The sequence below is a fragment of the Enterococcus ureasiticus genome, from assembly GCF_001730285.1.
In the GTDB taxonomy this organism is placed as follows: Bacteria; Bacillota; Bacilli; order Lactobacillales; family Enterococcaceae; genus Enterococcus_L; species Enterococcus_L ureasiticus.
Map to the genome: position 1 here is coordinate 318,820 of NZ_MIJZ01000015.1, position 13,322 is coordinate 332,141.

At 33.7% G+C, this 13,322-nt stretch carries 12 protein-coding genes; 4 read left to right on the top strand and 8 right to left on the bottom strand.

The window, feature by feature from the left end; translation table 11 throughout:
• Positions 1-104 precede the first annotated feature (104 nt).
• The 3 genes from BCR21_RS14040 (at position 105) to BCR21_RS14050 (ending at position 6,930) form a co-directional block, all read left to right on the top strand.
• The gene (locus BCR21_RS14040) at positions 105-4,712 is read left to right on the top strand and encodes an SdrD B-like domain-containing protein (RefSeq protein WP_069647084.1); all 4,608 of its coding nucleotides are present in this window, start codon (positions 105-107) and stop codon (positions 4,710-4,712) included.
• A gap of 325 nt (positions 4,713-5,037) precedes the next feature.
• Entirely contained in the window at positions 5,038-5,865 is an 828-nt protein-coding gene (locus tag BCR21_RS14045) for an isocitrate lyase/PEP mutase family protein (RefSeq protein ID WP_069647085.1), read from the top strand.
• 15 nt (positions 5,866-5,880) lie between these two features.
• Positions 5,881-6,930: a bifunctional transcriptional activator/DNA repair enzyme AdaA gene (locus BCR21_RS14050; protein ID WP_069647086.1), complete on the top strand. Its 1,050-nt coding sequence runs from the start codon at positions 5,881-5,883 to the stop codon at positions 6,928-6,930.
• Positions 6,931-6,986: 56 nt separating this feature from the next.
• Here BCR21_RS14050 and BCR21_RS14055 read toward each other — a convergent pair whose 3' ends face one another.
• The 4 genes from BCR21_RS14055 to BCR21_RS14070 form a co-directional block, all read right to left on the bottom strand.
• Positions 6,987-8,597: a TPM domain-containing protein gene (locus tag BCR21_RS14055; protein WP_069647087.1), complete on the bottom strand. Its 1,611-nt coding sequence runs from the start codon at positions 8,595-8,597 to the stop codon at positions 6,987-6,989.
• Between the two features lie 29 nt (positions 8,598-8,626).
• Entirely contained in the window at positions 8,627-9,484 is an 858-nt protein-coding gene (locus BCR21_RS14060; RefSeq protein ID WP_069647088.1) for a hypothetical protein, read from the bottom strand.
• Positions 9,485-10,041: 557 nt separating this feature from the next.
• On the bottom strand, positions 10,042-10,332 hold the full coding sequence (locus tag BCR21_RS14065; protein WP_069647089.1) for a hypothetical protein: 291 nt from the start codon (positions 10,330-10,332) through the stop codon (positions 10,042-10,044).
• 172 nt (positions 10,333-10,504) lie between these two features.
• On the bottom strand, positions 10,505-10,795 hold the full coding sequence (locus BCR21_RS14070) for a hypothetical protein (RefSeq protein WP_084013329.1): 291 nt from the start codon (positions 10,793-10,795) through the stop codon (positions 10,505-10,507).
• 102 nt (positions 10,796-10,897) lie between these two features.
• Between BCR21_RS14070 and BCR21_RS14075 the strand changes: the two genes are divergently transcribed.
• Positions 10,898-11,107 (top strand): helix-turn-helix domain-containing protein, encoded by a 210-nt coding sequence (locus BCR21_RS14075; protein ID WP_069647091.1) that lies wholly within the window; start codon positions 10,898-10,900, stop codon positions 11,105-11,107.
• Between the two features lie 47 nt (positions 11,108-11,154).
• Here the strand turns inward: BCR21_RS14075 and BCR21_RS14080 are convergent, their stop codons facing one another.
• From BCR21_RS14080 to BCR21_RS14095, 4 genes are all read right to left on the bottom strand, one after another.
• Entirely contained in the window at positions 11,155-11,694 is a 540-nt protein-coding gene (locus BCR21_RS14080; protein WP_069647092.1) for a hypothetical protein, read from the bottom strand.
• 107 nt (positions 11,695-11,801) lie between these two features.
• Complete coding sequence (locus tag BCR21_RS14085) at positions 11,802-12,221, bottom strand: hypothetical protein (protein ID WP_069647093.1); 420 nt, start codon at positions 12,219-12,221, stop codon at positions 11,802-11,804.
• Positions 12,211-12,684, bottom strand: a complete 474-nt coding sequence (locus tag BCR21_RS14090; protein ID WP_069647094.1) for a hypothetical protein — start codon at positions 12,682-12,684, stop codon at positions 12,211-12,213. The genes BCR21_RS14085 and BCR21_RS14090 overlap by 11 nt, the downstream gene beginning before the upstream one ends.
• Entirely contained in the window at positions 12,674-13,303 is a 630-nt protein-coding gene (locus tag BCR21_RS14095) for a hypothetical protein (protein WP_069647095.1), read from the bottom strand. The genes BCR21_RS14090 and BCR21_RS14095 overlap by 11 nt, the downstream gene beginning before the upstream one ends.
• Between the last annotated feature and the right edge of the window lie 19 nt (positions 13,304-13,322).

Below are 13,322 nucleotides of genomic sequence, written 5' to 3' on the forward strand. Positions count from 1 at the left end.
TATTATTGTATAGGTTGAATGACAAAAAGAAATGAAAAACACTCTTTGGAATTACCGCTTGTGATATTATGAACAAAACATGATTTTAAAAAAGGAGCGAAATAATGAGGAAAAAAATAATTAATTTATTTATGCTTGTATGTTTAACAATGCCTATTTTCTTAGGTCCGATAAATGCTTATGGAGTCGCTATAGCTGCAGAAGAAATTGGCCTATCTAATGAAAATACTCAAAACTTGTTGGAAAATGAACATCAGCAGGAGGTAGTCGCTGAAAGTGATAAAGAAGTGGAAAATGAGGATAGTCAAATACCGATTCTCAATACTGAAACAAATCATCAGCTTAACATGATTTGGGTATCCGCTGATGGAGTAGAGACAGATCATTTGAGCGAAACGTTTACACAAGAGTATTGGAAAGGACGATTACGTATCAGGGGAAACATTTCCACTAATGAACGTTCTGAATACCAGTATATTATTGATATGGGCAGTGATTTTAATGGAACACTATCTAGTAAAAATCCTGAAATATCAGTACATAATCTACCGCAAACGGGTCAATGGGAAATAAGTAGCTCGCGATTATCCAGTGAAGCAACTGAGTACCTTGAAGAAATCGATGTAGTAATTGAAAAGCCAAATATAGATTCTCAGAAAAATAGTCTTGATTTTAATTCAATCAATTTAATTTATGAAGGAAATGATGAGGTCTCAAAACTAGCTTTATCATTAACAATTCCTACTGAGAATCCAGATTTAATAAAAATCCCTGAATTAAAACCAGATAAACAAGAAACGCCGCCAGCAGCGATTGAATCAAAAAGTGTCCAAAATAGTAACCTGCTGGTAGCGAACCTTTCCGTTTCAGAAGTGTATTCTAATCCTAATCCACTGGCTGGAGAATATTTTGATATGACAGTCCGTGTCAATAGCGGGAGTATCGGTGATTCACAAGAGCAAATAAAACACACAAAAATTGCTGTTACATTACCTGATACTATAGAGATTATTTCATTACCAGAAAGCAATAACTATCAGATAACTACAGAACAAGTGGGACTAGATAAAAGAATAACAATTAACTATTTAAAAGAACTGCCAGTCGGCAAGATGCTTGCTGTTCCATTTGGGTTGCGATTTAAAAAAGGAATCAGTCTCCCTGCAACAACCTTAACTGGACGAATTAATGTCACGGCAAGTAATGCAAATGGGAAAGAAAAAGCACTTGATGGCATTCATCCGAAAATCAAAGAACCAGTTAGTCATTTGATTGCTGAAAAAGATCCAGATGCAGAACCAATCGAAATTCATACATCAAAAATAAAAATTGTTCCAGAATCAGAAATCGGCGGTGTAAATATCAAAAATGGCAACTTGCGTATTGAATTTCCTGCTGAAATCGAATTATATAGTGTAACGTATAAAGGAACGAATTATCCTGTTGAAGGGCCTAAAAACGGTATTTACAGTGTCGATATTCCAGTCGGTGATATCAATGTTGAAAATGCCGAGACCACAGTTGAGTTAACCTATGAATACCCATATTCTACAACTGGAAAACCTAAAATTCATGAAATTAAAGCACGCTTGACTGGTAAAAGGCTAGACGGAACACTTGTAAATGAGGAAGTTCTTTTACCTGAAACAGTTCCAGCAGTTGGAGATTTAAGTGGTTACCCTGGAATCAAATTTTTTACCAAAATCGCTCCTAATAAAGTGCTTAAAGAAAAAGATCAAACCTTAGCCTACACACTCTCATTCTCACCAAAACTGGATATGCGGGATGTTTACTTAGTGGATGATCCGATCCGAAGCACTGATGAGCTGGACTTTTTTGAAGGATTCCGCTACCAAAGTTTTTCTTGGTCAGCGCAAAAAAGTAAAAATCCAGCAATTACAGGATTAGTCAGCACAGAGTTATTCTACCAAACGAAAAACGATAACAATTGGCATTCGATGGGAGCAGCAAGTCCGGCTAATACGATCCAAGTATCAAGTTTAGGCCTATCATCTGGTGATTATATCACTACTGTGAAGTATAAATTTACTTATCAAGGATCAAATAAGCTACCTAAAGATGCTGGAAAAGTCTCGATTTCGGCAATTGGTAAAACGATGGAAGGTGTGAAGGACGCTACTTTGTCATTAGCAGATGGCTTGACGAATACATTGTATATTTACGGTGACCGCAAGCATGCTAACGCACCAGATAGCTCATATGAACCTTTTGTTCAAGGTGGTTATGAAGCGAATCAAGACAATAAAAACAATACCCAAACGGCAACAACGCTTTTAACAGGCGAAGGTGCATTTCCTGGTTATTATGAATGGGGCGCTCCTTTTTCTCCAAGTGTCAATGATATCGGGGATACTTTTATTTACCAAATCGGTGTCAATAATGTCTATGGCTCCGGAGCTTTAAAAGACGCTATTCTTTTTATCACAGTTCCAACGAGCATCAATATTGAAAATGTTGAGCTGGTAAATCCCCAAAATGATCCCAATGCCCAAATTGAGATCAAACAGATCGGAAATTCATTGCAATTAGTGACGATACGTTACAATAACAATTGGCTTAATAATGAAGGGTGGAACAATAATCATGCGATAAGGATTACGGCAAATGGCTCTGAGAGAGTCAAAGGTGTAGAGAAATTCAGTAATTATTTAGTATCAGGAGATCCAAAGCAAAATTATGACGATGGTGTAGCTTGGACGGCAGTTCCTGGGGCGGGAAGTTTTTCAGCAGCACGGTCGCAGAATCTTCCTGTTAACTTCAATCGTTCCGTCGGTTTAGATAGTAAAAAGGAAATTTCGAGCAACGGTGTTGATTTCTCTCGTGTGATTAATCTATTAAACCAAGGTGTAGGCAATGATGTTACTTATCGCATTACAGTTCCAAATAATGGTGATATTAAAATTAATGAATTACATGTTATTGATAATCTTCCTAGCAATAACGATACGATGACTATTTCAGGCGATGGACGTCATTCTACGATTGGAGGACAACTAAAATCCATTTCATTAGCGGATGGTTCGTTATTGAGTGAAAACTATGAATTATATTATTCCACAAATACAAATGCTGAAAATAATCTAACAGAATTAAAGAACCTAACAAATGACCAATCAACCTGGCAAATTTGGGATGGTCAAACACCACTGGATCCATCAGCTTCGGCAATCAAAATTATCAAGAAAGATGGATTAGACGCTAAGCAGTCGGTTTCTTTCCACCTTTCCTACCATGTTCCAGAAACAGCTAGTGAACTTTCCACTCTTTGGAATAGTTTTGCTGTAGGGGGAAGCTACGTGGATGGTGCAACGAAGCCAACTTTAGAAGTCGGTGAACCAGTGAAATCTGGTGCCTATGTTGCGCAAGAAGAACCAACCAAACAAATAGCAGGAATTCTTTGGTTAGATGAAAATGCTAATGGATTAAGAGAAGAGTCAGAAGCGAGAATTCCTGATGCTGAAGTTGCGCTCTATGATTGGAATAACGACTTAGTTGCCACGACAAAAACAAAAGCAGATGGCTCTTATGCGTTTAACCAGTTATACAATAAAAAATATCACGTAATAATCAAGCGCGTAAATTCAACCTTCAATTTAACGTCATATCAAACAGGATCTGAAAAAACGATCAATAATGACTTTTTAGAAATAGATGGAGACGAACAATACGGAGAAGCGGTTGTTGATCTGGCAACAGAAGAAAAACCGTTGAATATCGATGGAGGGTATATAGAACCAACAACAATCGATGGATATATCTGGTATGACAGCGATCGAGACGGTCGGCAAACGGCTGGTGAAGCGCCCGCGAGTAATGTCACGGTTTCTCTTTATCGAGTAGAGAATACGAGACAAGAAACATTTGTAAAAACGGTTAAAACAGGCACAAATGGAAAATATTTCTTCACTGGTTCAAAAATCGTACCAGGAAACTATGTGATTCATGCCGAAATTCCTACTGATTATGCGACAACAATCAAAGGGCAAGCAACGGAAAAACAAGTTTCAAAATTCAATCGTAATGGAAAAACAGATATCATCGAAGTGAAAAAGGGGATCAATAGTGATTGGGACTTAGGTTTAGTCTTAGATTTACCAACCTATACCAAGATTGAAGGGAAAAAAATCTGGAAAGAGGATCAGACGAAAAAGAGTCAACGACCTCAATCAATTAAAATTCAGGTTTTTCAAGATGGAAAAACCTACGGAAAGCCGCTTAAAGTAAGTTCGAATCAGACTGATGAATGGACATTCTTAGTAGATGGACTGCCAGAGTATCGACCTCAAAGCGACCAAAAATATGTTTATACGATCAAAGAAGTAGATATTCCGGTGAATTATACAAGTAAGGTTGATGATGCGACATTCACGATCACGAATACGTATACTGCTAATAGTACAGAAAAAGATCCAGAATCTAGTAAGCCAAAAGAACAAACAAGTGAATCAACAAAAGAACCAACTAGCGGTCATACTGGGTCTAGTGAAACAATCGCAGATCCAAATGACCGCAATATAGTAACGAGTTCATCTTACACAAAAGATAAAAATGTTGGGGCTAGTGGACCCCCAAAAAATAAACTTCCAAAAACAGGGGAGCAAATTCAAAACCATATTTTCTTAGGGATTGTACTAATAGCTGGAAGTATAGGCTTTACGTTAATGCATAGAAAAAAATATGGAGAATTTTGAAGAAATAATGAAAAAAATCCATAAAACAACTAAAAAGTCTAACTTTGACTAAACTATCATGCTAAATAAACCAACCTTTTCACACAAAATAGTCACAAATTCGGGTTATTATATATTCATACCAAACAAACAACCCTAACAAAACACTTTTTTCATTTTTTAACTCCTTTTCCCGCTCTTTCCCCGAAGAGCGGGTGTTTTTTTGTTACCAAAGATTCTGTCATTTTTTCATACATAAAAAATAAAAATTGATGTTCATTTTTCGAAAGAACTTTCTAGGAATCAGCAGTACACTAAAGAGACCAAATGAAGGGATTGAGGATTGATGAACGAAAATAAACCAACACAATTCAAAAATGCACACAGAAAAGACAAACCACTCGTTTTACTAAATATTTGGGATGTAGCAAGTGCCAACGAATTGACAAAGAAAAATATTGCCTTGGCCCCAACTGGTAGTTATGCAATGTCAAATCATTATGGCTATCAAGATGGTGAAAATATGCCTTTTGCTGAAATAGTAGATTATATCAAACAAATGAACCCGGAAACTAATTATATCACCGTAGATATCGAATCAGGTTATGCCGAAAATAGAACAGATTTGGTGAGTAACATTGAATCACTCATAAACACCGGGGGCGTCGGGATCAATATTGAAGATAAACAACCAAACTCAGAAACACTTTATTCCATCGATGAACAAAACGAGAGACTGCATAGTATCAAACAAAAACTCCGCTCCATGAAAAAAGAGCTATTTATCAATGTGAGAACAGATACTTATTTTATCGGAGATATTGCTGAAAACAACCAAAATGAAGATGTATTAACCCAAACAATCACTCGAATCAAAGCCTATGAAAAAACAGGAATCGATGGTATTTTTATACCAGGTTTAAAAAATAAAGAACATATCAAGAAAATAGTAGCTGAAACAGCGTTACCGATCAATATTATGCTAGATATCAAAGAAGATTCAATTGCAGAATATCTAAATACAGGAATTTCAAGAATCAGCTTTGGTCCTTCGATCTATATGATTTATAATGAAAGTGAAAATACTGATTTAGATGCATTTTATACATCGTTACTAGCAGATTTGGCTCAATATGAGGAACAAGATCTTATTGAATTGTTCAGAATAAAATAGGAAGGAGAATGTCCAATGATCAGCGAAAAAGAACAAAAACATTACTATCAAGCACTATTGGCGAAAGATTCTACCTATGACGGTATCTTTTTTGTCGGCATCAAATCAACAGGCATTTTTTGCCACGCAACATGTCCTGCAAGAAAACCGAAGTACGAAAATTGTACTTTTTACGAAACAGCAGAAGAAGCCCTTTTATCTGGTTATAGACCATGTAAACGATGCAAACCGTTATCTTTTCCAAGAGAAATTCCGCCTTTGGTTCAGCAAATGGTGGAACTAGTGGAAGAAAACCCAGAAAAGCGTTGGAAAGACCAAGATTTCGCGGAGTTGGGCATTCACTCAATGACAGCCAGAAGACAATTTAAAAAAGTCTATGGCATGACATTTGTTCAATATGCACGTTCAAGAAGGATGGGAATGGCGTTGAAATCAATCAAAAATGGTGAAAAACGGATCGATACCCAGTTAGATGTGGGGTATGATTCTTCTAGCGGATTTTATGATGCTTTTTCAAAAATCATGGGCAGAAATCCGAAACAATCAAAAGACATCAAGGTATTATCTGCTGATTGGATCGATACGATTCTTGGACCGATGATGAGTATTGCAGATGACGAATATTTATATTTGCTGGAATTTGTCGATCGCCGTGGGTTGGAAAGAGAAATAGAGCGGTTGCGAAATCGAATGAATGCTTCAATCGTTCCTGGAAAAACGAAAATCAATGAGCAAATAAAAGAGGAATTGGATTTGTATTTCGAGAAGAAACTGGATGAATTTCAGACACCTTATATTTGTCTAGGTTCTGACTTTCAGAAAAGTGTGTGGCAGGCTTTGACGGACATCATGCGTGGTGAAACGTCTTCTTATAAAGAATTGGCTACTGTAATCGGAAGTCCGAATGGAATGCGTGCGGTTGGCAATGCGAATGGCGCGAATCAATTGGCGATCATTATTCCGTGTCATCGAGTGATACAGACGGATGGTAGTTTAGGTGGCTATGGTGGCGGAGTTGAGCGCAAGAAGTGGTTGTTGAAGCATGAGCGGGAGTATGATTTGTGAGTAGAATAAAAAGAGCGATAGCCATATCTTAAGACTTGGCTATCGCTCTTTTCTATTTACCAGCCTCCAGAAAAGCCGCCTCCGCCTGATGAACCACCGCCACCCCCGGAAGATCCGCCAGAATCACTACTTCGATAACTTGAGGTACTAAAATATTGTAACGTTTGATAACTTGATAAATTCATGCCAGGTATGGCACCAAGAAATAAGCATTTATCAAGATCCGTGATCGCTTTTTGATAATAGTCAGACTCGATTTTTTTAAAATCCTTCTCACCCTTTTTAAAAGCTTTAGGCAATTCATTTTCAAAATTACCTGCTTCTATTAAAAAATCTTCCTTACTGGTATCTTGACCTTTTAACAGATGATAGGAAACAAGTAAAACCAGTAATTTTTCTTTTTGTTTTGTGTAAAATGATTTTGATACATGTTTTTTTACAAAGACTTGCACAATCTTTCTCGTTTGCATGAAAGCAACTCTGGCTTGAACGATTTTTTGTAAAATTTCTAAGTAGTCACTATCTGATTTTTTCAGTCTTGTTTGTAGTTGTTCATTAGCCTGAGTGATGTTCTGTGGTTCTGTTAGGAAATCACCTAAACTCTGAGAATACGCTTCATAGTACCGCTCACTGATTTCTAAACACATGGTGCAATACGTTAGCTTGTTGGCTGCAGTAAGGTGATGCATACGATATTTACCAAGTTGTGTTGTGTAATCAATGACATCGCTTGTAAATAAAATCTTAGTTAAATAGTGTTGTAAAGGTTTATAGTTATCAAAATTGGCTAGAATCAATATCCTAATAGGTGTTTCTTTGACATAAAGCATAATCGCTTTTTCTCTCACAGCTACTTTACCTAGCCAACGTACTTGTAATTCTTGGATCGAATCAAACAGGGGCTTTTTTAAAAGCCGTTCTTCTAAGAAACTCCTTAAGAAAAGAAAGCCGATAAATAGACTCAAAGCAACCAACGTTGATAGGACAAAATGATCCATGATAAAAGCAAAAGCGCTCCCAATATAGTTTGAAAAATTCTTTTTCGGTTCTACATAGTGATATTCAGAATCGTCATAAGAATTACTTGCCTGTTCTATATCTTGAATTTCCTTTTTCGCTGCTTCGTAATTGCCATAACGTTCATTGACGATCGTTATGATATTGTGGCTGATGATAGTCAAACCTTGATCATACTTTTCCTCACGAAACAATTGTTCCACGCTTGTAGGCACAATGGCACGTTTCATGCTATCTGTGATCACGTCTTCTACACCATACCCAACTTCTAAACGATATTTTCGGTCAGAGACGGCAATGACAAATAGAAAGCCGTTGTTTAGGTCTTTATCACCGATACCTAACGTTTGGAAGGTTTCATTTGCGTAGGTTTCAATCGTTTCGTTTTTGGGTAATTTTTTTATCGTTTTTAGGACGAATTGCGGGCTGCCAGGTAGTTGTTTGAAATCTGATTCGTTTGCTTGGATGATCGCTTGTTTTGTTTCCTCGCTTAATAAACCAGCTTGATCGTCGACGAAGAAACTTTCGGCTGAGCTGGTTTGTGGGGTGGATAGTGTGAATAGAAAGATTGTAGTGAGGAGTAGGATTGTTTTTAAAAAGTTTATTTTGGTAAATTGTGTGTGTTTTTTATGTGTGTGATTTGAGTTCATTTTGCTCCTTTTGATTGTGTTGTTTTAGTTTAGGTGTTTAGAAAAGGATTGCTATTTTTTCTTTGTTCTTTTTTGTATTCCTTAGATTTAGAGCCATACCATATTCCATTATCTACACCAAATTTTTTTCTGAAGTCTTCTGAAAAATAGTTTAGGTAGAATAGCTTTACATAAGATTTATAGATACTCGTCCAAAAAAATCCAGCTACAATAATAAGTATCGGAAAAAACCATAGTAGAATTAAATAGAAGTTTTGTTTCAAAGTACTATTATTTTGAAAAAGTACGCTGTATATCATAGTTACTGAAAAAAGAATCCCGATTAACTCGCGAATTTTTTTCCAATTTTTTGATATAAAATCGTCTTCTTTCTTTTCTCCATACAGCAGTTCATTAATATTTTTTTTTGTTTTAAAAATGATTAGAAAAATACTTATAATGAACAATATAGAATAAAAGTAACGTAAAATTTTGATACTGATAAGAAGTTGACTAACAATAAAGGATAAAGCATACAAAAATATAGTTATTGCCATTAGCCACTTTGCACTGAACAGAGATAATTTTATATTAAGTCTTTTTCTATAAAAGGTACCACCAAAAACCAAAGTGAAAAAAAGTATACTAGAAAGTATAAAAACTATTGACATGGGAGTAACAAAATATTGGTACTCATTAGTAGAATCTAAGGTAATAGTGGCAGAGTGAAAATGTGTAATGGCGTATTGAGAGAAAAACCCTAACATTAATAGTAATGTAGAGAAAAATCCTCCTACAAGAAATCTTCTGAAAAAACTGAATTTTTCACTCATTTCACAACATTCTAAAGCAAAATTTTTGGTTATTATTTCTTCTATAGCATTAAATTCTATTTTTTTTGTAGTCATATGAGATTCTCCCTCATTAATGTTTTATCAAGCAAATGATTTATGTAAATCATTTCAAGTATTTGATCAATTAATTTCATGTTATTAAGGCTATTACTTATGGGATATATAAGCTAAGTTACTAATTATTGTTTCTAGTTTTTTTGTATTCTCTGGATTTTTTACCATACGAAGTACGGATAGAAAAATTACTTTCATTTCTAAATTTTTCTTGATTACGAAGGATTTTTTTAAATCTACCATTCGTTCTAATTGATATCCTGTATAGAAAACCAGTGCAACAACTATAAATAGCGGTGATAAAATTGCTATGAGTGAGAAATTTCCATTATTTAGAAAAATAAAATTCGACACCCATCTAATTATGACTATTAGAAAAAATATAATCGCCCCAAATTTTTCGCTTGTTCTTGTCGAGAAAATTTTTTCTTAATATCAAAAGTAACTTTTAAAACCCCTAATAGGTAGGGAAGAATTAACAGAACTTTAGAGAAATAGTCATTAATAAATAAAACTATACCAAAGTACATACCTGATAATAAAACCAAAAGCAAGATTCATTGTGTAAAATCAAAAAGTATTAAGGAAAATATTTTCTTCTTTTCTTTTAAATTGTAAGAGATAAAAATTAAAAGAAAGAATACTATTTCTATACCAATCAAAATGTACTGCCAAATTTGTAACCACATAAGGGATTGAAAATGTGGATAGGTATCTTTCATTGCTGATATAAAAATAAGAGGAATTCCTATACAGAGAAAAGATAAGCTTAAAAAAGTTGTAAGGAAATACTTGGTATTTTGAGAATTATAAGTTTCGATATAACTATTTATTTTCTTCTTTTTCATTATGATATTACCTCATATTCATTATCCAATTTTAGTTTAAGAATTTTGGGGCAGAACAATGTTACTAATAAAGTTAATTTTAACATAAAGAGTGAACCAATATTTTCATTCAAGAGAAAAAGTCAAAGATTACTTGAAAAAGTAACTTCTGACTCTGAAAGGTAAAAAGTAATTAAATTTTTTCTTTTCGGCGTAGTTCTTCAATTTGATTTTCCATTTTGGGAATAGTCTGTAAAAAATCAGATTGAAAAGCTGAAAAAATTTTAGAACAGGCATAATAGTCACTAGCGATTTTCTTCTTGTTCACGGGGCGTTTTTTGTCACTGAAAAAATCATTCAATAACTTTAGTGCAGCTTGCCATGAATTAAGTTGTTCCAACATGTCATGCAGAGAGTATATTTCCTGATGACTTACCATTTTAATAGGTTGATTATTTTTTGTCTCTAGCTTTTTAATTTCCATAATGTTCCTCCTTTTTCACGGCGATGCTTATAAGAGCACCACTTCTTTTTTTATTATACTATATGATGTTCGTATGAGCAACAAAAGGGTGGAGGAAATTTTATGGAAAGAAAAGTAGAAATTTGTTTGAAACAATTGGTTAAAGATAGAGGTATATCATTAAGAGAGCTTGCACGTTTATCTGATATTGAGCCTTCAATTGTTAACAAATTAGCAAATAATAAAAGAGAAAAGATTTATTTACCGCATATCGAGAGGATAGCCGATGCTTTGGATATTAGTGATATATCTGAGATAATTCGGTTGAAGTAAAAAATTGTGCAAATATCGCATTTCTGATATTTGCACAATTTTTTATTCTATATTTCTACTTTTGTTATTTTAGTCACCTTATTATCTTCTAATTCTATAGATAAAGATAGATACCCTTTTTCTGATGTATCATCCCATCGCAATACAATTAGTCCATCTCCATTTTGTCTCATTTTGTCTGGTTCACCAAGTTCATTCATAACCTTATCAAATGAATCTTCTTCTGCTATGTTTTTAATCTTCTTTTCTTCAGGCATCGTTAAATCATTGCTATTCATTTTAATAAACGATAATTCATTTTCTTCAGGAGAGTATATTAAATTTTGAATATAGTCCTTTGAAATAATAGAAATTTTAGAAACATTCTTATCTTTACCTTCTTGGAAAATATACTCATTTTTTTCAGCAAATCTTTTCAATGTTTCAATATTGGATTTTTCATTTTTTGTGGAAACATCCATTGTTTTAAAAATGTCTGGAAAAGAGTTATATGTTTTCTTATTGGAAGATACGAATAGCCATCCTCCAATGATAGCAACAAGGGAAACGCTAATTAAAATAATAATAAAAACTTTTTTATTTTTCAATATTCTCTCCGTTCTGATTTAACAGAAAAGTTTATGTTAGATTACCTATCTCTTGAATAAATTGAAATTTTCTATTCGATAATTTCAGGTTTTCTAATTGGTAAGAGTTATTCTTCCTGTTGTTTGTTCTTTTTTTCTTCGTATTCTATCCGAACAGCTTTTATATAAGAGTAGTGACGAAATAGAAAAACAATGCCACATATAATTAGTATTAATTCTAAATTTCCCCAAGTAAACGAACTATAACTAGAAAAAATATTAGTAAAACCTGAAGCTAAACAGCAAACAAATATCCACCAAGCAGTTGAGTTTTTTGGAAATTTCTTTTCTTTATTTACTAACCAAAACATTACGATAGTTTGAATAACCGCACGAATAAGCATACCACTTAAGAGTAGTCCGTATAAATAGTATTGACTACCTGCCCAAAATCCAAAAATAACATTAAATATTGTCATTATTACTTGGACAAAAAGAAGAATATTAGCTATAGTATCTAGCTTATCTCCGGGATGTTTACTTTGCACTATCTTGTAGCTCCTTTTCAGATAATTCATCTATATCATAGTCTATTTCGTTACAATAGTGAATGACTAATTGGTAGTTATCGTTTGTTAATTCTTGATTATCGTATCGATCGTTTCCGAAATCGATTAAATCTAATCGCACATCATTTGGTGGAAGTTCTTCATAGCAATTTTTATTAGTTCTTAAAGCACCTTTGAAGTATTCTTTTCCAAATAAAGATAATGTAACGCCAAATTCAATTTCTTTGACTGGTTTCTCAGTTTGATTGAGTAGAGCATACTCTAATACCATATTTTCATTTTTAATGGTCATATTTCCAGTAATGATTACTAAGTCATTGACAGGAAATTTTTCTTTATTCTGTTCTAGAAATTCTTTCCAAGCTGCAATGTAATTTTTGTCAATGGTCATTACGTCATATTCAGGTGTTTCCTGTAGGTACTTTGCCCATTTAATGTTCATTGGTGTTGTCCACCTTCTCTCCATTTATTTCTAAATCTGTTATTTTAAAAGTGATATCTGGACCTTTATTTTCCATTAATAAATCTGCTGATTTTAAAGGAGCATCTCCAGAGATAGCTAATGTAAAAAGACTTTTAGGTGGTAGTTCAACCAAATCATCACCCTCAAAATTAGATTTTATAGGTTCTACATCTCCAATATTTTTGAATGAAGGAGTAAGGGTAAAACTTAATTTTTTGATAGTCGTATTTGTCGTATTTATTAGAAATGTTCCTAAGGTGTAGCGTTCTTCTTCAGGAGAATAATGCAATCCGTATAATATAATATTTATTTTTTTAGATAAATCTATATTGTCTTGTATTTTTTGGAAATTTGCTTCAAAAAAGTTGTTATCAATGAAAGTTTGTTTCTCATTTTTTTTCTGATTTTTTGTTAATAGGAGTTTGTAATCTCCAATTTGATAGCCGTTTTTTAGATAATCTTCTTGCTCCTTAGTAATTGTTTCTTCGCTTGCGCTATTTGAAATAACGGTATTAGTAGTATTTTTACAACCAACAAAAAATACACAAGTGATAATTAATATAAGTATAGAACCTATTCTTTTTTTAAAAAAATGCATGACACCATTCTTCCCTTCA

Excerpts from the sequence above, each read along its gene's own strand:
- BCR21_RS14040 (WP_069647084.1), top strand. The coding sequence starts at position 105 with ATGAGGAAAAAAATAATTAATTTATTTATGCTTGTATGTTTAACAATG.
- BCR21_RS14045 (WP_069647085.1), top strand. The coding sequence starts at position 5,038 with ATGAACGAAAATAAACCAACACAATTCAAAAATGCACACAGAAAAGAC.
- BCR21_RS14050 (WP_069647086.1), top strand. The coding sequence starts at position 5,881 with ATGATCAGCGAAAAAGAACAAAAACATTACTATCAAGCACTATTGGCG.
- BCR21_RS14055 (WP_069647087.1), bottom strand. The coding sequence starts at position 8,597 with ATGAACTCAAATCACACACATAAAAAACACACACAATTTACCAAAATA.
- BCR21_RS14060 (WP_069647088.1), bottom strand. The coding sequence starts at position 9,484 with ATGACTACAAAAAAAATAGAATTTAATGCTATAGAAGAAATAATAACC.
- BCR21_RS14065 (WP_069647089.1), bottom strand. The coding sequence starts at position 10,332 with ATGAAAAAGAAGAAAATAAATAGTTATATCGAAACTTATAATTCTCAA.
- BCR21_RS14070 (WP_084013329.1), bottom strand. The coding sequence starts at position 10,795 with ATGGAAATTAAAAAGCTAGAGACAAAAAATAATCAACCTATTAAAATG.
- BCR21_RS14075 (WP_069647091.1), top strand. The coding sequence starts at position 10,898 with ATGGAAAGAAAAGTAGAAATTTGTTTGAAACAATTGGTTAAAGATAGA.
- BCR21_RS14090 (WP_069647094.1), bottom strand. The coding sequence starts at position 12,684 with ATGAACATTAAATGGGCAAAGTACCTACAGGAAACACCTGAATATGAC.
- BCR21_RS14095 (WP_069647095.1), bottom strand. The coding sequence starts at position 13,303 with ATGCATTTTTTTAAAAAAAGAATAGGTTCTATACTTATATTAATTATC.